Genomic DNA, 21,829 nt, shown 5'->3' with positions numbered 1-21,829 from the left:
AGAAGAAGCACCGATTGTAGAAGAAGCACTGATTGCAGAAGAAGCACCAATTGTAGAAGAACAACCAGTTGCAGAAGAAGCACCGGTCGTAGAAGAACAACCAGTTGCAGAAGAAACATCGGTCGTAGAAGAACAATCAGTTGTAGAAGAAGCACCGATTGCAGAAGAACAGCCAGTTGCAGAGGAAGCACCGGTCGTAGAAGAACAGCCAGTTGCAGAAGAAGCACCGGTCGTAGAAGAACAGCCAGTTGCAGAAGAAGCACCGATTGTAGAAGAAGCACTGATTGCAGAAGAAGCACCAATTGTAGAAGAACAACCAGTTGCAGAAGAAGCACCGGTCGTAGAAGAACAACCAGTTGCAGAGGAAACATCGGTCGTAGAAGAACAACCAGTTGCAGAAGAAACACCGATTGTAGAAGAACAACCAGTTGTACAAAAAGAAGAACCAAAACGTGAGAAAAAGCGTCACGTACCATTTAATGTTGTTATGTTGAAACAAGATAGAGCGCGATTAATGGAAAGACATGCGTCTAGAACGAATGCAATGCAACCTTCTATGAGTGAACGAGTAGAGAATAAGCCTGTACATCAAGTAGAAGAACAGCCACAAGTGGAAGAAAAACCAATGCAACAAGTAGTAGTGGAACCACAAGTGGAAGAAAAACCAATGCAGCAAGTAGTGGTAGAACCACAAGTGGAAGAAAAGCCAATGCAGCAAGTAGTGGTAGAACCACAAGTGGAAGAAAGACCAATGCAACAAGTAGTAGTGGAACCACAAGTGGAAGAAAAGCCAATGCAGCAAGTAGTGGAGCCACAAGTGCAGCCAGTACAACAAGTAGTGGCAGAGCAAGTACAAAAGCCAATTTCAAGTACGGAAGTAGAAGAGAAAGCATATGTTGTAAATCAAAGAGAGAATGATGTGCGCAATGTATTGCAAACGCCACCGACGTATACGATTCCATCATTAACATTACTATCGATTCCGCAGCAAGCAGCGTTAGATAATACGGAATGGTTGGAAGAACAGAAAGAATTATTAGATACAACGTTTAATAATTTCCACGTTGGCGCACATGTTATTAATGTATCGCAAGGTCCAGCAGTAACTCGTTTTGAAGTACAGCCAGACCCAGGTGTAAAAGTAAATAAAATTACAAACTTAAGTGATGATATTAAGCTAAGTTTAGCTGCGAAAGATATTCGTATTGAAGCGCCGATTCCAGGGAAGAGTGCGATTGGAATCGAAGTTCCCAATAAAGAAAGTAAGCCAGTATTTCTTCGTGAAATTTTAAGAAGTCCTGTGTTTACAAAGAGTGAATCACCGCTTACGGTTGCGCTTGGACTTGATATTTCAGGTGATCCAATTGTAACGGATATTCGAAAAATGCCACACGGACTTATTGCAGGTGCAACAGGTTCAGGTAAAAGTGTGTGTATTAACGCCATTTTAACGAGCATTTTATATAAAGCGAAACCACATGAAGTGAAGTTAATGTTAATCGATCCGAAGATGGTTGAGCTTGCACCATACAATTCTGTTCCACATCTTGTAGCACCTGTTATTACGGATGTAAAAGCAGCGACAGCTGCATTAAAATGGGCAGTTGAAGAAATGGAGCGCCGTTATGAATTATTTGCGCACGCAGGAGCTCGTGATTTAACTCGTTACAATACGATTGTAAGTGAGCGAGAAATTCCGGGAGAGACATTACCTTATATCGTTATTGTCATTGACGAGCTAGCCGATTTAATGATGGTAGCACCTGGTGATGTTGAGGAAGCGATTTGTCGTATTGCGCAAAAAGCACGTGCTTGTGGTATTCATTTATTAGTAGCGACGCAGCGTCCATCTGTAGATGTTATTACAGGTTTAATTAAGTCAAACATTCCAACGCGTATTGCGTTTACAGTATCGTCTCAAGTTGATTCGCGTACGATTATTGATATTGGGGGCGCGGAGAAATTACTTGGCCGTGGTGATATGTTATTCTTAGGGAACGGTACATCTAAGCCAGTTCGTGTACAAGGTGTATATGTATCGGATGATGAGATTGAAAAGACAGTTGATCATGTGAAAAAGCAAATGAAGCCGAATTACTTATTTAAGCAAGAGGATTTATTAGCGAAAACAGAACAGGCTGAGTCGGAAGACGAATTGTTCCTTGATGCATGTCAATTTGTTGTAGAACAAGGGGGAGCGTCCACATCTTCTGTACAGCGAAAATTCCGCATCGGTTATAATCGCGCGGCACGTCTCATTGAAGAGATGGAATCGCAAGGAATTATTTCTGAAGCAAGAGGAACGAAGCCAAGAGATGTCCTTATTTCTGAGGATGAATTTGCCGCTATGCAGGAAACAAATGTATAGTAAACGGTTTTGCTGTATACTAAGAGAAAATGTTGGATAGTAAAGTAGGGAGTAAAGCGACATGAAAGAAATTGAATTAAAATTAAAAGGTGAAATAAATAGACTAACAAATAAAACATTTAAATTTGACGAACGCGTTGGAGAAGGTTGGTTCTCTGCCGTTTACTTTTTAAAGACTAGAGAAATCATCGAAGAATTTCGCCCGAAAAGTGTTGTAACGATGCAATTTTTCCAAAAGGAAAATGCAGTTCTTTGCGGAACAGATGAAGTTATTGCATTGCTACAAACATTCGCTAAAAATCCTGAGGAACTTGAGATTAACTCTTTAAAAGATGGCGATAAAATTAGTCCATTTGAAACAGTGTTAACAATTCATGGTCCTTATGAAAATTTCGGATTTTTAGAAGGTGTTATTGATGGGATTTTAGCTCGTCGTACATCGGTTGCAACAAACGTATATAACGTTGTCCAAGCTGCGCGTAGCGTAGATAAAGAAAAACCAGTTATTTTCATGGGAGACCGTGATGATCATTATACACAACAAGCTGGTGACGGTTATGCAGCATACATCGGTGGTATGAGCGCACAAGCGACGCATGCGATGAATGAATGGTGGGGCAAAAGTGGTATGGGGACAATGCCTCACGCATTAATTCAAATGTTTAATGGTGATGTTGTGGAAGCGGCAAAAGCATATCATAAAAAATTCCCAGAAGATGAATTAGTTGTATTAATTGATTACAACAATGATGTCATTACAGATGCACTTCGCGTAGCACGTGAATTTGGATCAACATTAAAAGGTGTACGTGTAGATACGTCTCGCACGATGATTGATCAATACTTCATTCGCCACCCAGAAGTACTTGGAACATTCGATCCACGTGGTGTAAACCCATCGCTTGTATTCGCACTTCGTAAAGCACTTGATGAAGAAGGATTCCAGCATGTAGACATCGTTGTAACTGGTGGATTTGATGAGAAACGTATTCGTGAATTTGAAGCTCAAAACGTACCTGTTGATATATACGGAGTAGGAAGTAGCTTATTAAAAATGAATATTGGCTTTACTGGTGATAACGTAGAATTAAATGGAAAACCAGAGGCGAAAGCTGGTCGTAAATATCGTCCAAACCCACGTCTAGAACGTGTTCAATTAGAAAAAAGAGAAGATATGTAAGAGAGAGAAAAACTGATAGGTGATTGACCCTATCAGTTTTTCTGTTATCATAGTATAGCGGCTTCTTTTTTGCTATAATGGATTTGTTATGGACATAAAAAAGAAGTACGTACGAGTTTATCCTGATAAGTGAAGGGAAGAATAACTTCACTACATCAAAAATGTATGATGATTACCAAAATAAGAAAAGATTCATATACTGTCTTATAGATAGGCCGTTGTATTAGTTCGAAATGTTGGAGGTTCTTTAAGATGACAGTTTACCATTTTGTAGGAATTAAAGGAACAGGAATGAGTTCATTAGCGCAAATTCTTCATGACATGAAGCATACTGTTCAAGGGTCTGATTATGAAAAGCGTTTCTTTACACAAACAGCGTTGGAAAAGCGTAGTATCTCGATTCTTCCTTTTGATAAAAGTAATGTAAAAGAAGGACAAGTGATTATTGCAGGAAATGCATTTCCTGATACGCATGAAGAAATCGTAGCAGCAAAAGAATTAAACATCCCAGTACATCGTTACCATCACTTCTTAGGTGACCTTATGAACCAATACACAAGTGTTGCTGTAACTGGTGCACATGGAAAAACATCAACAACTGGTTTGTTAGCCCATGTAATGCAAGGTGCACACCCTACATCTTACCTTATTGGAGATGGAACAGGGCATGGGGTAGAAAATAGTAAGTATTTTGTATTTGAAGCTTGTGAGTATCGTCGTCATTTCTTGTCTTACAATCCAGACTATGCGATTATGACAAACATTGATTTTGATCATCCAGATTATTTCACAGATATCAATGATGTATTCAGTGCATTCCAAGAGATGGCATTGCAAGTGAAAAAAGGCATTATTGCATGTGGAGATGATGAAGAACTTCAAAAAATTCAAGCGAAAGTACCTGTTATTTTCTATGGATTTGGAGAAGATAATGATTTCCAAGCACGTAACATTCAAAAGAGAACAGATGGTACTATTTTCGATGTATTCGTTCGTAATACGTACTATGACACGTTCAAAATTACAGGATACGGCAATCACAGCGTATTAAATGCATTAGCAGTAATCGCGCTTTGCCATTATGAAAATGTTGATGTAGAAGCAGTTAAGCATCAGTTAACAACTTTTGAAGGCGTAAAACGTCGCTTTAATGAGAAGCCGATGGGAGAGCAAGTTATTATTGATGACTACGCACACCATCCGACAGAAATTAATGCAACGATTGAAGCCGCTCGTCAAAAACATCCAGAGCGTGAAATTGTCGCTGTATTCCAGCCGCACACATTCTCACGTACAGAAAAGTTCTTAGATGAGTTCGCTGAAAGCCTAAGCAAAGCTGATCAAGTATACTTATGTGATATTTTCGGATCAGCGCGCGAAAACAAAGGTGAATTAACAATCGAAGATCTGCAAAAGCGTATTGACGGTGCAGAATTAATTACAGATACAACAACGGATGTATTAAAGAAACATAAAAACGGCGTTCTCATTTTCATGGGCGCAGGAGACATCCAAAAATTCGAAGCAGCTTACGTAAAAGAAGTTCAAGTTGCAGAGAAATAATAGAAAAGACGCATAGCTTAGCTGTGCGTCTTTTTTGTTGTGTTCGATATATTTAAAAACCATGGATAGGTTGGTATTGTTTATTCTTTTTGTAGAGTTGTTTTAACAAAACGATATAAATTGAACTAAAAAGTACATATCCAATTAAATAATAGAATGAAAACATATCGAATTGTTTTGTTATGATGATGCGAATTGCGAAAAATGAAAATGGAAGAGCGATTAAAAGCCTTGAGCTAATGGAAATTATTGTTTTAAAGTATTTTAATAAGTCTGTATTCCAATGGTTTTCTCTACAGATGAACCAAATGTTACTTGCTATAAAAGCTAGTACAAATGGCAAATTAGCTGAAATATTGATGAAGCCTAGTACAATAGGTACTGATAGAGCACCAAGTGGACCGATAGATAGGCCAGAATAATATTTTATAAATGTATTTGTAGATTGCTGTACATCTTGAATAACGTCGATATATTCTGCTGCAATTTCCTTTGCTAGTTCTTTTGGAGGAAGAAATTCTGCAATCACTTGTGAAGGGATGCTTGCTGATGGTATCCCTTCACTTTCTTTACTTAATGCATTTTCGTATAAATCAGATTTAATTTCTAGCACATGTTGTTCGCGTGCTGATGTAGGTAAGTTCATTAAACCTTTCTGAAAATCGTGTAAGAAAGAAATAATGAGTTCATTTGCAAAGAATTGTTCCTTGTTCATTTTTTATCCTCTCCTTTAGCTAGTAACATTAGAGCTTGATACACGGCATCATAATCATGTAAGCGACTATGTAAAATTTCTCTCCCTTCGTCTGTAATGCGATAGTATTTTCTTTTTGGGCCATCACCAGACTCTTCCCAATAGGAAACAGCCCAATTGTTTTTCGTGATTCGATTTAATATAGGATAAATCGAGCCATTGGGGATATGAAATACAGGGATTTCTTGTAATGCACTTGTAATTTCGTATCCGTACATAGGTTGTTTACTTATTAAGGATAAAATAGCGAGATCAAAAACACCTTTACGTAATTGAATTATAAAATTATCATTTTTTTCCATACTTTAACTATATACGATTCATATCTAGATATCAATCATATATAGTGGATTTTTATTTCTGTATTGACCTAGAGCTAACTCTAGGTTGTAAGATGAATATGTAAAAACAAGGGGGAGAGAACATGTATAAAATCGGTGAAGTAGCAGAATTAACAGGGATGGGTATTCATACTTTGCGTTACTATGAGAAATTAGGATTATTACCACCACCAACGCGAAATAGCGGGATTCGTCAATATACAGAAGGTGATGTGCGCCTATTAAAATTTTTATGTTCATTAAAACAAACTGGAATGTCATTAGAAGAGATGGCTGAGTTTGCAAGTGATGGATGCATTATAGAGGAAATTAGGCAGAGGAAAGAGGAAGTGCCAGCGAAAGTAAAAAAGAGAATTTCAATTTTAACAACTCATTTAGAAAGATTAAAAGAACAGCAAGAACAATTGCGAAAAGTTGTCCAGCTAACAGAAGAGAAGTTAGAAATCTATTACGGTTTTCTAGAAGGAAAAGACTTGGAGGCCGACAATGAAAAATAAAGTATATGCGCAGTTATTAGGATTTGCGATATTTACTGGTGGAACATTTAATGCTTCGAAATATGCGGTGCAGTATTTCGAAGCGATTCATATAGCAGCATGGCGTTTTGGGATTGCTGCATTTGTGATGTTATGTCTGTTAAAAATACGAAAAGATTTTGAGGTGGAGGTATGGAGGCAAAACAGGATCTATTACCTTTTGTTAGGCATTGTTGGTGTATTCGGTTTTAACTTCTTTTTTTTTTTTTTAGGAATGAAACATACAGAAGCTATGAATGGTGCACTTATTATGGCGACAAACCCGCTTGTTACGACGCTGTTAGCAAGTGTTATTTTACGGGAGAAAATAGTAAAGCGCCAAGGTATTGGAATGTTACTTGCACTAATTGGTGTTGTTTTTGTGCTTACGCAAGGTTCGTTTACCGCAATACAAAATTTATCATTTTCAAAAGGGGATTTTTATATTTTATTAGGAAATATTTGCTGGGCGTTATACGGTGTACTAGGCAGAAAGTTTATTAAAACTGGTAATCCAATACAAACGACGACATATACGATGACTATTGGTGCACTTGCCTTTATGATCATATCTTCTACACAAAAAAGTATAGTAACAGTTTTAGAAATTCCTTTGTTGGCATGGGGAGCGATTCTCTTTATGGCAATTGGAATGAGTGTGCTTGGTTACTTATGGTGGAATAATGGAATTGCTCAAATTGGTGCAGCAAGGACATCTTTATTTTTTAATCTAGTGCCTGTAGTTACAATGATTATTTCTTTTTTAGAGGGAGTAAATATAGCACCCGCACAATGTATAGGGATGCTATTGGTTATTACGGGAGTATTGTGTTCATCAGGTTTTATACAAATAAAATCAAAAGAAAGTGTGAATATTTAACATTTTTCGTTTAGAAATGTTAGAATAATAAGAAAAATGAAAAGGGAGCTAAAAAACATGTTCACACTCCGGGTAGATGACGAAATCGAACTACAATTACTAGAAAAACATCATAAAGAGGAACTATATCAATTAATAAATCAAAACCGTAATCATTTAAGAAGATGGCTTCCTTGGGTAGATGGGACGAAATCTGCTGATGCTTATAATGAGATTTGTCCGATGTGGTTAAAGAAGTTTGCAGAGGGAGACGGTTTTGAAAGTGGTATACGTTATAAAGGAAAGCTCGTTGGGATGGTAGGTATTCATCCAGTGAGCTGGGGGAAGAAAGCGGCGAGTCTTGGATATTATCTTGCAGAAGATGCTGGCGGGAAAGGTATTATGACGCGTAGCGTGAAGGCTGTACTTCACTATGCATTTGAGAATTTAAAATTAAATAAAATGGAAATTAGATGCGGTGTTGAAAATGTGAAAAGCCGCGCGATCCCAGAGCGTTTAGGATTTAAGTTAGATGGTATTTTAAGAGATGAAGAATGGCTATACGATCACTTCCACGATATCGCTGTATATAGTTTATTAGCTTCAGAGTGGAAGGAGATTCGATGAACGAGAAGATTCATATTGTTCCGTATGAAAGTACATTTCAAGAGGAAGTAGTAAACCTTATCGTTCATATTCAGCAAAAAGAGTACAATGTCCCCATTATGAAAGAAGAGCAGCCGGACCTGCTTGAAATAGAAACATTTTATCAAAGGAATCATGGCAACTTTTGGGTAGCAATTTATGATGGTAAAGTAGTTGGAACAGTAGCTTTATTAGATATTGGGAATCATCAAGTAGCGTTAAGAAAAATGTTCGTAAAAAAAGAATTTCGGGGAAAAGAGTGGGGTGCATCACATAAGTTGCTCCAAACAGCAATTTCGTGGGCTGAGAATAAAAAGCTGAAGGATATTTACTTAGGAACGACAGTGAAATTTTTAGCGGCGCATCGCTTTTATGAAAAGAATGGTTTTGAAAGTGTGAGTATAGATGAGTTGCCAAAAAGTTTTCCAGTGTTGCAGGTGGATAAGAAATTTTATAGATATATTGTTTAAGAAGGTCATGTAGAAATGGCCTTTTTTTATGAACTAAAATGGAAAAAGTGGTATAATTTAGGTTAGGGGGTGCGTGTATGAACTTTCCGATTCAAAGAAGTAAGTCATTAGTCATTTTCGTTTGTCTCACGTTAGCTTTTATGTTTGTGTATCCACTCGTCATGATTGTCGCAAATAAAGAGCAGTGGATGACAGCGTTAATTGGGATGAGTTTATGCTTCCTTGTTAATGTACCACTCGTTTGGGAAGTATTTATTAAAAAGCATAAAGTAGAAGATGGTGTATTAAAGTACGGTATTTTAAATGATGATGTTGTATTAAAAGATATAAGAGTTGTTCGTCAAGTTGGAAACTACCTTGAAATTACGACGAATGCATACAAAGTACATATGGTTGCGATGCCGCAACATATGACTGAATTTTTGGCACTTATTGAGAAAGAGAATCCACATGTGAAAATAGAAATGGTAGGGAAGAAATGAAATATGTAAAACCTTTGTTTTGCTTGGAAATATTATTTGTACTTGTTGGTTGCACTAGAGTATATATGAAATGGGATCTGCCTTTATATGTTCCTATATTGATTGGTACTATTGCAGTGGCGCTTTTGTATTATTTTCACTTCCAGCAAACAAAAAGTGAGAAAAGTAGCTCAATATAGAGTGAAGATAAAAAAACGCTCGGAAAAAATCCCGAGCGTTTTTCATTATTTTAAGTTCTCTGGGTTTAAAGCTTCTAATTCAGGTACAACGAAGCGTCCGTCTTTACGGATTAGTACGTCGTCGAAGTAAATTTCGCCGCCGCCGTATTCAGGGCGTTGGATGCATACTAAATCCCAGTGAATGTTCGAGTTGTTACCGTTCCATGCATCGTCGTAAGCTTGTCCAGGAGTGAAGTGGAAGCTGCCATCGATTTTTTCATCGAATAGGATGTCTCCCATTGGATGTAAGATGTATGGGTTTACGCCAATTGCGAACTCACCAACGTAGCGTGCGCCTTCGTCTGTATCGAAGATTTTGTTAATGCGTTCTGAATCGTTTGCAGTTGCTTCAACGATTTGGCCGTTCTCGAATTTAAGTTGTACATTTTCAAATGTATAACCGTTGTAAGGAGATGGCGTGTTGTAAGAAACTGTACCGTTAACAGAATCACGAACTGGTGCAGAGTATACTTCACCGTCTGGAATGTTTAAATGACCTGAGCATTTAATTGCTGGAATGTCTTTAATAGAGAATGTTAAGTCAGTTCCAGGTCCAGTTAGGCGCACTTTATCTGTTTTATTCATTAATGTAACAAGGCTATCCATCGCCTTATCCATTTTACCGTAGTCTAAGTTACATACTTCGAAGTAGAAGTCTTCGAAAGCTTCTGTGCTCATTTTCGCAAGCTGTGCCATAGAAGCATTTGGGTAGCGAAGAACAACCCAGCGTGTTTTTGGAACGCGAATGTCTCTATGAACTTTCTTACCAACTGTTTGACCGTGAATTTGCATTCTTTCACTTGGCACGTCAGCTTGTTCGTTAATGTTATCGCCAGAGCGAAGACCGATATAAGCGTCCATATCTTTCATTACGTTTGCTTCATAGGCTGCGATTTGTTCAAAATGTTCTTCAGTAGCACCCATTAATAAAGAGCGATCTACTTGATGATCTTTTAAAGAAACGAATGGGAAACCACCAGCTGCATATGCTTCTTTAACAAGTGCAGTTACAAGTTCTTTTTGTAAGCCAAAGTTTTCAATTAATACTTTTTCGCCTTTTTGTAAGCGAATAGAGTAGTTAATTAAATTGTATGCTAACTTTTCAATGCGTGGATCTTTCATATGTAAAGCCTCCCTACTAATTATGTATCCTCTCCTATTGTAACCTACTTAGTGGAATTTGTTGAATCATTTATGTTAAAGTTAACGAATAAGTATGAAAATTCTAATGGAAAGATAGGGATTAGAACGAAACGGAAAATGATTGTATAATAGGGGAAAGTATGAAAAAGATAAAGGAAGTGATGAAATGCAAGTTCTTTTATATGTAAGTGCAGCTATTATCGCGGTTGCTTTCGCTGTATTAGTAGTGTATGTATGCAGAACGTTGTTATCGGTTCAGAAGACGTTAGAAAACGTTGCAAGCACGTTAGAAGGTTTAGAAAAGCAAATGCAAGGGATTAGCGTAGAGACGGAGCAATTATTACATAAAACAAATGCGTTAGCTGATGACATTCAACAGAAGTCACAATCATTAAATAAAGTAGTATCGGGTGTAGATGGAATTGGAACGACAATCCATTCTTTAAATACGAAACTTCGTAATGTATCAGAGTCTGTTACGGATGAAATTGAAAATAATGCAGATAAAGTAGCGCAAGTTGTACAGTGGAGTAGCGCAGCAATTGAAGTATACAATCATTATCGTGCGACAAGACAAGAGAAAAAGGTTGAAAAAGAAGAACGTAAATTAGAAAGACTCGAGAAAAAAGCTGAAAAGAAAGAAAAGCGCTCTAGACTTCGTATGAGAGGTGAATCGTAATGAATATGACAAAACTTGAAACAATTGAAGAGCTTGAAGTACTAGTAGAAAAAAACGAGCCTTATGTTCTTTTTAAACATAGTACGACATGCCCGATTAGTCATGGTGCCTATACAGAATTTCAAGCTTATTGTAGTGAAGAAAGAGCGGTACCAGCGTATTACTTATACGTACAAGATGCGAGAGATGTTTCGAATCGTGTTGCAGAACAGTACAGCATTAAACATGAATCTCCGCAAGTGTTATACATAAAAGATGGGATGGTAGTATGGAATACGTCTCATTGGAACATAAAAAAAGATGCTTTAGAAGAGAATATTAAGTAAAAAGAAGCAAGCAAAAGGTGCTTGCTTCTTTTTTTTGTTTTTGTTGAAATATATTTAATGGTAAACTGTTAATAGTTCAAACTAAATAACTAGATTGTTGAAAGTAGGTTTTAAGTAATGAAGAAAATGGCATTATCCTTCGCAGTCGTAAGTTTATTACTAGGAGCTTGTAGTAATGATACGATTAGTAAGAAGGATGAAGTTATACAGAAAGATACGAAAGAAAAAAGCATGATTCCGAGAACTGCTGTTTCTAAAGATTATTATAGAACTGTAATTCCTTTAAAAGAACAAAAGGTTATAAATACAGCTAATGTAAAAACAAATTCTAAATTAGATTTAGCAGAGTATGAAAATGGTTTAATGAATATTGCAAAAGAGCAATTTGATACAGAAAACCATGTGCTTCAATTAAATCAGTATATTCCTGAGAAGTTAGTTGATGAACTAGTCGCAAAAGTAGAAGCACCCGTTTTGACAAATATTATAGAACAAGACTATTTCGGGAAACAGAATTCAAATGAATTAAGTTTATCTGGCGTTGTAATTGGGTTAGCTATGTCTTCAAGTGTATCCAATGAAGAGGCAATGTCTAAGGGGACTGAAGTTGCTAAGCAACTTATTGAAGCTATTCATAAAAATGACAAGTATAATAAATCCCCAATTACGTTTGCTATCTTTAAGCAAGAAAGTACAAGTTCTTTAAAAAATGGCACGTATATTGCTAGTGCTACCGTTCAAAAGAATGATACGAACCTTGGAAATTGGAATGCAATTGAAGAAAAAGCGTATTCATATCCTTCCGATGAATTTACACAAGCACATGGAGAAGATAATGAAAAAATAAATAAATTTGCTGAGGCAATGAAAGGTTTTTCTCCTGGAGACTTTATCCCAGTAAATGCTAAAGTTTCTTATAAGAAAAATCAAATGGATACATTAAATATGGATATTGTTATTAAATATAACGGTAAAACAGAATTAATGGCTCTTACTCAACTCGCCGCTCAAAGTATGTTAGACCAATTACCGAAAGATGCAAAAGTACAATTGCAGATAAAGTCCGAGAATAAAATTGAGGCAATTGTTATAAAAGAGAAAAACAGCGATAAACCGTTTGTTTCCTTCTTATAAAAAAAGACAGTGTTTAAACTGTCTTTTTTTACTGTAAATGAAAGGGGACGATGGGACAAGGTGTCACGTAATACGCTCCATATTTCCGCTGTACTAATCTCAATTTACCCCTTGCATTGTCGATGTAACGCATTCTACAGGGGGATGGGATCTTCTATTGCCAATTGTAGAGTACTTCCAGATCCAGCGCATCAAATGCCTATCATTGTCGATTTTTGTTGGTAAGTCGATATATTCAAAAAATCGCTGATATAAATTTCAATTACTAGCTAGTGGACTGCTTAAAATAAGATTTCTACTTATGAAACATCTATATTTTTACAAAAAATGCCCTTTTTTTCATGAAAAATACGAAAATACGAGAAAAGAAGCGAATTTTTTCGAAACTTTTGCGGGAAAATATTGTATGACCCTGCGTTTTTATCGTATCATTAGTAAAAGGAAGAACTCGGGACGATTGGTGGCATCTGCAAATAGAGTTGATGTCTTTTTTTCATTCAAGTAACCGATACATAAAAATAGATAGCAAAAATAGAAGGAGTGTGCGATGAGATGAACGTAACAATATATGATGTAGCGCGCGAAGCGAACGTTTCAATGGCTACCGTGTCACGCGTTGTGAACGGTAACCCAAATGTAAAGCCTACAACAAGAAAGAAAGTATTAGAAGCAATTGATCGTTTAGGATACCGCCCAAATGCGGTAGCACGTGGATTAGCAAGTAAGAAGACAACTACAGTAGGTGTTATTATTCCTGATATCTCAAATACGTTTTATGCAGAACTTGCTCGTGGAATTGAAGATATCGCAACAATGTACAAATATAACATCATTTTAAGTAACTCTGACCAAAACAAAGAGAAAGAGTTCCATTTATTAAATACGATGCTTGGAAAACAAGTGGACGGAATTGTTTTCATGGGTGAAGATATTACAGACATTCACATTGAAGAATTTAAAAAGTCTCCAGTACCAATCGTATTAGCAGCGTCATTTGATGAGCAAAATGAAACGCCATCAGTAAACATTGATTATACACAAGCAGCTTACGACGCAATGAAGCACTTTATTGAACAAGGACATAAGCGTATCGGTTTCGTCTCTGGTCCTTTCATTGATAAAGCGGGAAGCGCGAAGAAATTACAAGGTTATAAAAAAGCTCTAGAAGAAGCAGGTATTTCATATGATGAAAATCTTGTAATCGATGGAGATTACACATATGACTCAGGTATCGAAGCATTCGAAAAGCTTTGGAGCCTTGATGAAAAGCCAACAGCGATCTTCGTATCTTCTGACGAAATGGCACTAGGTGTAATCCACGCAGCACAAGACACTGGATTAAATGTACCAACTGATGTAGAAGTACTTGGTTTCGATAATACACGCCTTGCATTAATGGTTCGTCCACAACTTTCAACAGTTGTACAACCGATGTATGATATCGGTGCAGTAGCAATGCGTCTATTAACAAAGTATATGAACAAAGAAAAAGTGGAAGATCACACTGTTATCTTACCTCACCGTATCCAATTTAGAGATTCAACGAAGTAAGTATAAAAAAAGCTCACAGCGATTGCTGTGAGCTTTTATTCGTATTCAGGATAGTATGCTTTTACTACAGTATCCACCGTTTCATTTTTCTTAACGTGTAAAAATCTTGCGTATAATTCTTTTCCAGTTTCAAATGGTGTATCGTCTAATTCAAATACATGCAACAGTTTTCGAAACGTCCATGTTATTTGCTCACCGTACATATTATCGTACGTATGCTCAGACTGTATAGCGATTTGTTCACCTAGTGCATGGGCCTCTTCAAAACTGTGTGCCTTAACAAGAATAATACTTTCTTCAAAAAGTGTATCGTGATTTTCTTCATAATGCTCATCCATTTTCGTAGGATCAGGCTCACCAGAATGAACAGATTCAAACAATAATTTTACAGCGTACATATTATGCTGCATGTTTCACTCTATAAATAATACTTGCGACAAGTGAAGCAGGTATTGTAAATACGTTACTTTGGTAATGGTAATGTATTTGGGATTCTTCATAAGACATGTTGTCATATAGTTCGTTTTGTGACATATTCATTTTCTTCTGTTTTTCTTTGAGTATTTTAATGTAGTTATACTGTATTGGGACGAGAATGATGAAATAGGCTAATACGATTAGTGAAATCCAAATCATTATGAACACTCCCTTATAAAGAATATTTATATATGGTAATTATATCAAATTATACGAATAATATCCATTTGTTTCTAGTGGTCAATTTCCTTTCCAAAATGCAAAAAGTTCTTCAGGACTTCGTAAATTATGTGCAAGACATGTTTGTGCAGTGTGTTTAAAGCTTTGTATGAATTGTTCTAACCTAGAAGGATCATATTGTTTCACATTGCCAGCAATAATAGTTTCATCTTTATCTAAGTTAAGTGATATTTTTAGCGAAGTTATATTTGTTTTTAGTTGTACAACTTCCATGTAAAAAAACTTTTTGTCTAAGTCAATTATAATATAATCATATCGCTCTACTTGTTTAAAGTATCCTACAATATCATCTTCCAATTGAAACCCTCCCAAGTACTATAGCTTATCTGGAAGACTTCTATATAGATTGTATGATTCCTTGTTATATGTCACATAAGTGTAAAAATAACTATTATAGGGCAATGTCATGTATAATAGAAAGAAAAGGCTTGTGAGGGGGGAGAAGAGATGATCGTTCTTTGGATAATTACGCTTTGTATGACTGCTATTTTTGCATATATGACGTTAAAACAAAATGGTTTAAAGCGATTTGTTCCAGGAAGTATTCTTGCAGGAATTGCCCTTATCACGTATGTAATTTCTATTTTTATTGAAAGTGTATCGGTGGATATGAGCACAAGTTTAATGTTTATGGGAATTACACTATTTGCAAGTAGTATTATGGTACTTATGGTTGCTGGTATTATTTTATTTATTCATATGAATTCGGAAACGTTATAGCATATAAAAAAGGCATGTCCCTCTCGGGACATGCCTTTTTATCCGTTCAATTATGCTCTATCTTTAGAAGAGTTTTGCTGTTTTAGCAAGTCGCGAATTTCGCCAAGAAGAACTTCTTCTTTTGTTGGTTCTGGAATTTCTTCCTCTTTTTCTTCTTCTTCTTCTTTTCTAGATGTTAGTTTGTTGAACACTTTAACGAACATAAAGATAGCCGCTGCAATAATTAAGAAATCAAAAATTGTTTGGATGAAGTTACCGTACATAATAGATGACTTACCGAATGTAAGTTTTAAATCTGTAAAGTCAACGCCACCTAATACCATACCAAGTAATGGTGTAATAACATCTTTTACTAAAGAACTAACGATTTTACCGAATGCAGCACCGATTACAACCCCGACAGCTAAATCAACGACATTCCCTTTGAACGCGAATTTCTTAAACTCGTTCCACATGTGTTAATCCCATCCTTTCCACGATTCATTATGAAATTTATAATTCCTATCAACATATTCTATAGAAATTTTCGAGAGAAATAAAGAGGGAATGGGAATGAAAGTAAATTCTGAAAAATGTATCCGTTTTAATTTTTGTTTACATTATTCAGCAGAGATTGCAAAAGCTGCTGCGTTTTTAATCCTTCTAATCCATCTACAACAGGCTTTGTATCTCCTTGCACACATTCAATGAAATGATGAACAGCATCTTCAAAACCACGTTGTTTTAACGTCGTATCCCATGATGGGGAACCAATTTGAGAAACTGCATTTTCTTGCTCAACTTCAAATGTGTTCATGTTTTTTACGCGAATGATTTTTCCTGTTGTGACAAGTTCAATTTGTTCTAAATTTGTACCGGCATGGCGATGCATTGCGGTAGAAAGTAACAGTCCACTTGGCGTTGTATATGTATGATGTCCGTAAAGAAGTTCATTCTTTTCATTGATTTGCATCATATTATGAACGACGTTAAGCTCATCGTTAGCTAACCAGCGAGCAGTATCTACAATATGTAAGTAATCATCTAACATCGTAAAGTCGTACGTATAGGGCCCGACTTTATTTGTACGATGCTTTTCAATTCGAATCCATGAAATATGATGAGCTTGCTCTTTTGCCGCAACATACATAGGAACGAAGCGGCGATTAAATCCGACCATTAACTTTCGGTTATATTTTTCGCTCAACTCGACTAGTTTTTCAGCCTGTTCCACTGTAGCAGCTAGCGGCTTATCTACGTAAACATCGATTCCTTTTTTCAGAAGTTCAGAAACGATTTCATAATGAGTAGCAGTTGAACTATGAACGAAGATTGCATCACATTCTGAAGCTAACGTTTCAATAGAATGGAAGTCTTGAATGCGGTATTGCTGACAAATTTGTTTTCTTTTCTCCGCGTTAGGTGTAAACGCCCCTACAAAATTCCAATCTGTTTCTTTTGTAAGTGTTGGAAGATAAGCTTTTTGTGCAATACTTCCAAGTCCAATCATTCCAATTTTAGGTTTTTTCATTTGTATTCCCACCCTATTAATAGTAATGTAACGGGTTAAATGTAGCATAGGGTGGGGGAGGAAGGCAAAATTTAAATAGTAGTCATTTCGCTATCAGTTAATAATTGATGTAATATTTTTTCTTGATTCCTTTTTGCTATTTTATTCCCTGTTTTTTCATATAAGGAAATTAAATGTTCATACGTACTTTCTTCGAAGGGATTGATAGATTGTAAATGTATACAAATATCAATTGCGTCATTATAACTTTCGTTTTTTATATAAAAATGAAACAGAGACAAGGCATGCTGAAAATATAAGTTTTGTAATCTTGTCCTTTCTCCTTCACTCCACCAATAATCTGTACCACTAAAATAATCTCCATTATATAAAGAGAGAAATGTAATGTATTCACCTAGCGTATCATTGCATATTTCTTTTGGTAAGACTGTAGCTGCTTGATCAAATATATCAACATCAATAAGAATGTTTTTTAATTCAAGTTTATAACCATCATTTACTCGTGTAATATTCATGTCCATTTCATAAGAATGGATGGTTCGGCGAATTTGGTATATAGCTGAATGCAAGTTTACTCTTGCTTGTTCTAAATCAATATTGGGCCATAGTAACTCAATTAAAGTATCTCTATTAATAGTTTTATTTCGATTATGAACCAAATATAGAAATAATTCTTTCGCTTTTTTTGTACGCCATTTTTCTACGGGAACTTTTTTATTTGTTTTGTGATTTACATAATGTAATTCACCAAGGCAATTGAGTATCGAAGTGTTTATTTTAGGAAGAGTTGATTTTGTATTTGTAGTATTTTGCATAAGGCGCTCAATTGTATTATGTAATCTTTCCCTCGTAATCGGCTTCATGATGTAATCTAATGCGTAAATTTCAAATGCCTCAACTGCATAACGTTCGTATCCAGTAATGAAGACTATTTTGATATTCTCATGCTTTAATTGAAGTTCTCTTGCTAACATAACCCCATTTTTTTCCGGCATTTCGATGTCAAGAAAAGCGACGTCAATTGTATGAACTTCACTATAAACATTAAGAGATTCATAGTCATGAAAGCAAACAATATCATGAAAAATTTGAAGTTCTCGCAACATCTTTTCGAGTCTTTGGAGTATTAATGGTTCATCATCAATAATAATTGCTCTCATTATTCGTTACCTCCTTCTTACACTTAACTCTCATATGCTAATTCAGAACGTGTTATGAATTAATTTTTATATAAAGTGAAACTTTAATCAGTGGGGGTTTTGTTCATCCTCCACTGATTATTAGCCTTCACCAATTGGGCTTTTACGGGCAGTTGATCCCCACCTAACTTCTTTACTTCCGCTGAATTTTGAGGTGGGGGTCTTACTACCTGTTAATGCGGGATAAAATCAATTTTTATTTTGTTAAATATTTTTAAATTAAAAATATTTACAGTAATTATGTATCAATTCTAGTATAAGTGACTTTTAATAATTTGTAATATATAGGGATTTGTAGAAATATATGTGGGTTTCGTTTTTTGTTCAGTTTTTGTTCAGAGCGGAGGTTTATACTGTGGGCGTCAAGGAATTAAATTCAACGAAAAAGGAGGAAATAGGGCGATATAATTTTATGTTAAATGGAAGGATGGAAGAATGAAGAAGAATGTTATACCTTTGCTAATACTTCTACTATTATTTCAAATCGTAAGCCCATGGATGGTTGCATTTGCTAATAATACAGTAGAAGCGATAGAACATAAGGTAACTACTAAGTCGACAGGGAATATGTGCTTAAGGGAACATGAGGGAGAGTTATCATTTCAATGGCCACGTAATAAAAAGAAAGTGGACCTTGTTATTGTGCAAGATGCAAGTGGAAGTTTTAAAGATACAATCGGAAGTGTTAAAAGTGCATTAAATAAAATTATTGATCAGTTAGATCCTCAAACTGATCGTGTAATGGTCACGAGTTATCAAGACTATCGAGGATTTAAAGATAGTAAAGGGAATACACTTTGGGGAGCAAATGGACCAGGAATTAAAACGATTTTGCAAGCACAATTAAGTAATAGTTTTTCAGCTGCGAAAAATGGTGTTAATAGAATTGAACCGAACAGTGGTACACCAACTGCAAGTGGCCTTCAGTTTGCTTTAAATGAATATGAAAAAGCAAAAGGGCAACCAGATTCAAATAGAGAAGTGATTTTTTTACTTATCACAGATGGTGTTGCTAACGTTAGGAAAGATGGTTATATTTACAAGCTAACCAATCAAATCACAGATAGAGTTGATCGATATTATACATCAAGTGAATACGGTCAGGATTATATGGGGGCTTTAAAAGAAGTAACTGGTGAAGCTCAAAAAGTGAAAAATGCAGGCTATAAACTGGTTACAGCCTTTTGGGAAGATAAAGATTCACTTGCAGCTCCTACACAATATTATGATAAATATGAAAGAGAAGTAGGACCATATGCGAGACAAGAATTAAAGAAAATGGCGACGAATCCGGAATGGTTTGTGTTAGCAAATAATATTGAAGAGTTTACGAAAAACTTAATTGAAACGGTCACAAAGGTTACAAAAAAAGAAAAAGACAAAATGATATTAAATGTTAATAATGATTTGAAAGTGGAAGATGTGAAAGTATTTGGACCAAAAGGCTCGAATGCAAAACCTGTTCTACAAGAGAATCAATTGGTTTTAGACTTAGAGGGCCAGCCAGAAGGAGCATATAAAGTCATTTATAAGGTGAAGGAGACGAAACCACAGTCAAAAGAGTTTAACGTAGCAAATGGTTATTTTATTTCATCAGATCAAAAAATTGATATTCCAGTAGCGAAGGCTTCTCCAAGTGAAAACGCTGAAAAGTGTATAACTGCTGTAACGAAAAAAGTTTCAGATTCAGATCAAAAAATGGTAGATGAAGCATTACTAAATTCATTACATGAAGAATTTGTATACGATGTAAATTACAATTTTGGATTCGATGTAGAGGCAAAACAAGAAATTACTATACAAGATGACTTAGAGGATATTCTAGAAATCTTAGATACGAATGTAGTGAATGAAAAAGGTGAAGTGGTCAATGTAACGCCAGTTATAGACAAAGAGAAAGCAATTGTAACGTATAAGTTGCCGAAACAAAATGATTCGTACGCATATTTAGCTGGTGGAAAATATCATTTGAAGGTTAAAGCGAGGATAAAGACTGGTACAAATATTGACGTAATCAAAAGCTACTTAGACAAAGGTGGAGTTCCAAATAGCGCAAAGCTTATTTTAGATAACAATCCATTAATTTCTAATAAGGTTGTTGTGAAGCCACCGATTGAAGAGCCAAAACTACACAAAACTGTATCGGATGATGATGAAAAGAACGTAGAGAAGGCTACTTTATCTAATGTAAAAGAAAAATTTAGTTGGAATGTGCGATATGAATTTGGAAGTGCACCAAGTGGATACGACTCTATCGTGTTGCAAGATGATTTAGAAGATATTTTAGCAATTGTAGATGTAAAAGTTGTAAATAAAAAAGGTGAAGTGGTCAATGTAAAACCTAAAATTGATGCTATTAAGAAACAAGTAGTGATTGAAGTACCGAAAAAAGAAGGAAGTTATGAGTATTTAACAGATGAAGTATATACGATGCACATTACATCTAAAATCGCTGATGGTGTAAAGCAATCGGAATTGGCACGATATATAGTAAATGGTGGAATTCCCAATACAGCAGAATTAGTTATAAATAATAAGTCAGTAAAATCTAATGAAGTGTATGTTATTCCTCCGAAAGAAAAACCGAAAGTAATAAAAACCGTCTCTACTCAAAATGAGAAAGAAGTGGAAAAGGCCGTATTGCAAGCGCAAAATGAAGAGTTTACGTGGAACGTGGAGTATCAATTTGGTAATGATACAACAAAATTGGAGAAAGTTACTCTTCAAGATGATTTAGAGGATATTTTAGAAGTTTTAGATGTGAAACTTATGAATGAAAAAGGTGAGGAAGTTAAAATAACACCTAAAATTGATGAACAAACAAAAAAAGTAACGATTGATTTAGAAAAGAAAGATGGTTCATATTCATATTTAGCCGGGTTAAAGTACACGATGCATATTAAGAGCAAAATAGTAGAAGGTACATCGGCAGAAGTGCTAGCTAAGTATATTGCAAAAGGCGGTATACCAAATATAGCAGAACTTGTTTTTGATAATAAGCCAACAAGTTCAAATGAAGTAGTTATTATTCCACCATCAATCGGGAAAATTGAAATTGAGAAAGTGGATGCGGAAGATGAAAATGTAAAGCTACAACATGCTGAGTTTCTCGTTTTCAATCAAGAAGGAAAAGAAATAGGTAAGCTAACGACAGATGAAAGTGGTAAGGCGACTTTAGGGGAATTAGCGTTTGGTAAATATACGATTAAAGAAGTAAAAGCACCGGATGGTTATATGTTGTTACGTGATCCAATTGAGGTAGAGGTAACGGCATCAACACCAACGCAAAAGATAAAAGTCGAAAATCGAAAAAGTGAATGGGAAATTCCGAATACCGGCGGAGTAGGGACAAATATATTTTATTTAATTGGTGCATTTTTAATGCTTGTAATACTGCTTGTATTTTTCCACAAACAAAATAGCAATAACTAGAATAGTAAAATAATAGAATCGAA

Annotated in this window: 24 protein-coding genes; 15 read left to right on the top strand and 9 right to left on the bottom strand. The window is 35.6% G+C overall.

Annotated features, from left to right (window positions below; translation table 11 throughout):
• The 3 genes from ACTFR9_RS15915 to murC all read left to right on the top strand — a co-directional run.
• Positions 1-2,368: DNA translocase FtsK (locus tag ACTFR9_RS15915; RefSeq protein ID WP_440048999.1), on the top strand; the 2,368-nt coding region annotated here is incomplete at its 5' end.
• A 61-nt stretch (positions 2,369-2,429) separates the two neighbouring features.
• Complete coding sequence (locus tag ACTFR9_RS15910; RefSeq protein ID WP_000658369.1) at positions 2,430-3,548, top strand: nicotinate phosphoribosyltransferase; 1,119 nt, start codon at positions 2,430-2,432, stop codon at positions 3,546-3,548.
• A 252-nt stretch (positions 3,549-3,800) separates the two neighbouring features.
• Complete coding sequence (murC, locus tag ACTFR9_RS15905; RefSeq protein ID WP_000219470.1) at positions 3,801-5,111, top strand: UDP-N-acetylmuramate--L-alanine ligase; 1,311 nt, start codon at positions 3,801-3,803, stop codon at positions 5,109-5,111.
• A gap of 52 nt (positions 5,112-5,163) precedes the next feature.
• Here murC and ACTFR9_RS15900 read toward each other — a convergent pair whose 3' ends face one another.
• Positions 5,164-5,826 (bottom strand): HAAS signaling domain-containing protein, encoded by a 663-nt coding sequence (locus ACTFR9_RS15900; RefSeq protein ID WP_001031376.1) that lies wholly within the window; start codon positions 5,824-5,826, stop codon positions 5,164-5,166.
• Complete coding sequence (locus tag ACTFR9_RS15895) at positions 5,823-6,167, bottom strand: PadR family transcriptional regulator (protein WP_000414143.1); 345 nt, start codon at positions 6,165-6,167, stop codon at positions 5,823-5,825. Before ACTFR9_RS15895 ends, ACTFR9_RS15900 begins: the two co-directional genes overlap by 4 nt.
• Before the next feature lie 122 nt (positions 6,168-6,289).
• On the opposite strand from ACTFR9_RS15895, the gene ACTFR9_RS15890 reads away from it, so the two are divergent.
• From ACTFR9_RS15890 to ACTFR9_RS15865, 6 genes are all read left to right on the top strand, one after another.
• Positions 6,290-6,703 (top strand): MerR family transcriptional regulator, encoded by a 414-nt coding sequence (locus ACTFR9_RS15890; RefSeq protein ID WP_000276595.1) that lies wholly within the window; start codon positions 6,290-6,292, stop codon positions 6,701-6,703.
• Positions 6,693-7,601 (top strand): DMT family transporter, encoded by a 909-nt coding sequence (locus ACTFR9_RS15885; RefSeq protein WP_374877933.1) that lies wholly within the window; start codon positions 6,693-6,695, stop codon positions 7,599-7,601. Before ACTFR9_RS15890 ends, ACTFR9_RS15885 begins: the two co-directional genes overlap by 11 nt.
• A gap of 57 nt (positions 7,602-7,658) precedes the next feature.
• Positions 7,659-8,207: a GNAT family N-acetyltransferase gene (locus ACTFR9_RS15880; protein WP_000494672.1), complete on the top strand. Its 549-nt coding sequence runs from the start codon at positions 7,659-7,661 to the stop codon at positions 8,205-8,207.
• Positions 8,204-8,695, top strand: coding sequence for a GNAT family N-acetyltransferase (locus ACTFR9_RS15875; RefSeq protein ID WP_001003093.1), 492 nt, complete (start codon positions 8,204-8,206; stop codon positions 8,693-8,695). Before ACTFR9_RS15880 ends, ACTFR9_RS15875 begins: the two co-directional genes overlap by 4 nt.
• 77 nt (positions 8,696-8,772) lie before the next feature.
• On the top strand, positions 8,773-9,177 hold the full coding sequence (locus ACTFR9_RS15870; protein ID WP_073536121.1) for a PH domain-containing protein: 405 nt from the start codon (positions 8,773-8,775) through the stop codon (positions 9,175-9,177).
• Positions 9,174-9,356 carry a hypothetical protein gene (locus ACTFR9_RS15865; protein ID WP_000878351.1) on the top strand — a complete coding sequence of 61 codons (183 nt, stop codon included), beginning with the start codon at positions 9,174-9,176 and terminating at the stop codon, positions 9,354-9,356. Before ACTFR9_RS15870 ends, ACTFR9_RS15865 begins: the two co-directional genes overlap by 4 nt.
• A gap of 45 nt (positions 9,357-9,401) precedes the next feature.
• Here the strand turns inward: ACTFR9_RS15865 and ACTFR9_RS15860 are convergent, their stop codons facing one another.
• The gene (locus tag ACTFR9_RS15860; RefSeq protein WP_000654722.1) at positions 9,402-10,517 is read right to left on the bottom strand and encodes an aminopeptidase; all 1,116 of its coding nucleotides are present in this window, start codon (positions 10,515-10,517) and stop codon (positions 9,402-9,404) included.
• Positions 10,518-10,704: 187 nt separating this feature from the next.
• Here ACTFR9_RS15860 and ACTFR9_RS15855 point away from each other — a divergent pair, with 187 nt between their 5' ends.
• The 4 genes from ACTFR9_RS15855 (at position 10,705) to ccpA (ending at position 14,228) form a co-directional block, all read left to right on the top strand.
• On the top strand, positions 10,705-11,217 hold the full coding sequence (locus tag ACTFR9_RS15855; protein WP_001197726.1) for a DUF948 domain-containing protein: 513 nt from the start codon (positions 10,705-10,707) through the stop codon (positions 11,215-11,217).
• Positions 11,217-11,543 (top strand): bacillithiol system redox-active protein YtxJ, encoded by a 327-nt coding sequence (gene ytxJ / locus ACTFR9_RS15850; protein WP_001057466.1) that lies wholly within the window; start codon positions 11,217-11,219, stop codon positions 11,541-11,543. The genes ACTFR9_RS15855 and ytxJ overlap by 1 nt, the downstream gene beginning before the upstream one ends.
• Before the next feature lie 117 nt (positions 11,544-11,660).
• Positions 11,661-12,677 (top strand): CamS family sex pheromone protein, encoded by a 1,017-nt coding sequence (locus tag ACTFR9_RS15845; RefSeq protein ID WP_000738019.1) that lies wholly within the window; start codon positions 11,661-11,663, stop codon positions 12,675-12,677.
• Between the two features lie 552 nt (positions 12,678-13,229).
• Positions 13,230-14,228 carry a catabolite control protein A gene (gene ccpA / locus ACTFR9_RS15840; protein ID WP_001103296.1) on the top strand — a complete coding sequence of 333 codons (999 nt, stop codon included), beginning with the start codon at positions 13,230-13,232 and terminating at the stop codon, positions 14,226-14,228.
• Positions 14,229-14,263: 35 nt separating this feature from the next.
• Here ccpA and ACTFR9_RS15835 read toward each other — a convergent pair whose 3' ends face one another.
• From ACTFR9_RS15835 to dhp61, 3 genes are all read right to left on the bottom strand, one after another.
• Complete coding sequence (locus ACTFR9_RS15835) at positions 14,264-14,626, bottom strand: DUF4288 domain-containing protein (RefSeq protein ID WP_033671966.1); 363 nt, start codon at positions 14,624-14,626, stop codon at positions 14,264-14,266.
• A 1-nt stretch (position 14,627) separates the two neighbouring features.
• Complete coding sequence (locus ACTFR9_RS15830) at positions 14,628-14,864, bottom strand: DUF3949 domain-containing protein (protein WP_000637881.1); 237 nt, start codon at positions 14,862-14,864, stop codon at positions 14,628-14,630.
• A gap of 81 nt (positions 14,865-14,945) precedes the next feature.
• Positions 14,946-15,242 (bottom strand): protein Dhp61, encoded by a 297-nt coding sequence (gene dhp61, locus ACTFR9_RS15825; RefSeq protein ID WP_000389135.1) that lies wholly within the window; start codon positions 15,240-15,242, stop codon positions 14,946-14,948.
• Positions 15,243-15,392: 150 nt separating this feature from the next.
• Here dhp61 and ACTFR9_RS15820 point away from each other — a divergent pair, with 150 nt between their 5' ends.
• Entirely contained in the window at positions 15,393-15,665 is a 273-nt protein-coding gene (locus tag ACTFR9_RS15820) for a DUF3917 domain-containing protein (RefSeq protein ID WP_000636593.1), read from the top strand.
• Positions 15,666-15,715: 50 nt separating this feature from the next.
• Here the strand turns inward: ACTFR9_RS15820 and mscL are convergent, their stop codons facing one another.
• The 3 genes from mscL to ACTFR9_RS15805 all read right to left on the bottom strand — a co-directional run bounded on the left by mscL (position 15,716) and on the right by ACTFR9_RS15805 (position 18,335).
• A complete protein-coding gene (gene mscL / locus ACTFR9_RS15815; RefSeq protein WP_000267019.1) occupies positions 15,716-16,120 on the bottom strand; it encodes a large-conductance mechanosensitive channel protein MscL in 405 nt (134 codons plus the stop codon).
• Between the two features lie 128 nt (positions 16,121-16,248).
• Positions 16,249-17,175 carry a Gfo/Idh/MocA family protein gene (locus ACTFR9_RS15810; protein WP_000743065.1) on the bottom strand — a complete coding sequence of 309 codons (927 nt, stop codon included), beginning with the start codon at positions 17,173-17,175 and terminating at the stop codon, positions 16,249-16,251.
• 71 nt (positions 17,176-17,246) lie between these two features.
• Complete coding sequence (locus ACTFR9_RS15805; protein ID WP_098671930.1) at positions 17,247-18,335, bottom strand: response regulator; 1,089 nt, start codon at positions 18,333-18,335, stop codon at positions 17,247-17,249.
• A gap of 474 nt (positions 18,336-18,809) precedes the next feature.
• Here ACTFR9_RS15805 and ACTFR9_RS15800 point away from each other — a divergent pair, with 474 nt between their 5' ends.
• The gene (locus ACTFR9_RS15800) at positions 18,810-21,806 is read left to right on the top strand and encodes an isopeptide-forming domain-containing fimbrial protein (RefSeq protein ID WP_229136265.1); all 2,997 of its coding nucleotides are present in this window, start codon (positions 18,810-18,812) and stop codon (positions 21,804-21,806) included.
• The last annotated feature ends 23 nt before the right edge of the window (positions 21,807-21,829 follow it).

This window comes from Bacillus cereus group sp. MYBK222-1, from assembly GCF_051916425.1.
In the GTDB taxonomy this organism is placed as follows: Bacteria; Bacillota; Bacilli; order Bacillales; family Bacillaceae_G; genus Bacillus_A; species Bacillus_A paranthracis.
This window is presented reverse-complemented; position numbering and strand designations above follow the sequence as displayed.

Excerpts from the sequence above, each read along its gene's own strand:
- ACTFR9_RS15910 (WP_000658369.1), top strand. The coding sequence starts at position 2,430 with ATGAAAGAAATTGAATTAAAATTAAAAGGTGAAATAAATAGACTAACA.
- murC (WP_000219470.1), top strand. The coding sequence starts at position 3,801 with ATGACAGTTTACCATTTTGTAGGAATTAAAGGAACAGGAATGAGTTCA.
- ACTFR9_RS15900 (WP_001031376.1), bottom strand. The coding sequence starts at position 5,826 with ATGAACAAGGAACAATTCTTTGCAAATGAACTCATTATTTCTTTCTTA.
- ACTFR9_RS15895 (WP_000414143.1), bottom strand. The coding sequence starts at position 6,167 with ATGGAAAAAAATGATAATTTTATAATTCAATTACGTAAAGGTGTTTTT.
- ACTFR9_RS15890 (WP_000276595.1), top strand. The coding sequence starts at position 6,290 with ATGTATAAAATCGGTGAAGTAGCAGAATTAACAGGGATGGGTATTCAT.
- ACTFR9_RS15885 (WP_374877933.1), top strand. The coding sequence starts at position 6,693 with ATGAAAAATAAAGTATATGCGCAGTTATTAGGATTTGCGATATTTACT.
- ACTFR9_RS15880 (WP_000494672.1), top strand. The coding sequence starts at position 7,659 with ATGTTCACACTCCGGGTAGATGACGAAATCGAACTACAATTACTAGAA.
- ACTFR9_RS15875 (WP_001003093.1), top strand. The coding sequence starts at position 8,204 with ATGAACGAGAAGATTCATATTGTTCCGTATGAAAGTACATTTCAAGAG.
- ACTFR9_RS15870 (WP_073536121.1), top strand. The coding sequence starts at position 8,773 with ATGAACTTTCCGATTCAAAGAAGTAAGTCATTAGTCATTTTCGTTTGT.
- ACTFR9_RS15865 (WP_000878351.1), top strand. The coding sequence starts at position 9,174 with ATGAAATATGTAAAACCTTTGTTTTGCTTGGAAATATTATTTGTACTT.
- ACTFR9_RS15860 (WP_000654722.1), bottom strand. The coding sequence starts at position 10,517 with ATGAAAGATCCACGCATTGAAAAGTTAGCATACAATTTAATTAACTAC.
- ACTFR9_RS15855 (WP_001197726.1), top strand. The coding sequence starts at position 10,705 with ATGCAAGTTCTTTTATATGTAAGTGCAGCTATTATCGCGGTTGCTTTC.
- ytxJ (WP_001057466.1), top strand. The coding sequence starts at position 11,217 with ATGAATATGACAAAACTTGAAACAATTGAAGAGCTTGAAGTACTAGTA.
- ACTFR9_RS15845 (WP_000738019.1), top strand. The coding sequence starts at position 11,661 with ATGAAGAAAATGGCATTATCCTTCGCAGTCGTAAGTTTATTACTAGGA.
- ccpA (WP_001103296.1), top strand. The coding sequence starts at position 13,230 with ATGAACGTAACAATATATGATGTAGCGCGCGAAGCGAACGTTTCAATG.
- ACTFR9_RS15835 (WP_033671966.1), bottom strand. The coding sequence starts at position 14,626 with ATGTACGCTGTAAAATTATTGTTTGAATCTGTTCATTCTGGTGAGCCT.
- ACTFR9_RS15830 (WP_000637881.1), bottom strand. The coding sequence starts at position 14,864 with ATGATTTGGATTTCACTAATCGTATTAGCCTATTTCATCATTCTCGTC.
- ACTFR9_RS15820 (WP_000636593.1), top strand. The coding sequence starts at position 15,393 with ATGATCGTTCTTTGGATAATTACGCTTTGTATGACTGCTATTTTTGCA.
- mscL (WP_000267019.1), bottom strand. The coding sequence starts at position 16,120 with ATGTGGAACGAGTTTAAGAAATTCGCGTTCAAAGGGAATGTCGTTGAT.
- ACTFR9_RS15810 (WP_000743065.1), bottom strand. The coding sequence starts at position 17,175 with ATGAAAAAACCTAAAATTGGAATGATTGGACTTGGAAGTATTGCACAA.
- ACTFR9_RS15805 (WP_098671930.1), bottom strand. The coding sequence starts at position 18,335 with ATGAGAGCAATTATTATTGATGATGAACCATTAATACTCCAAAGACTC.
- ACTFR9_RS15800 (WP_229136265.1), top strand. The coding sequence starts at position 18,810 with ATGAAGAAGAATGTTATACCTTTGCTAATACTTCTACTATTATTTCAA.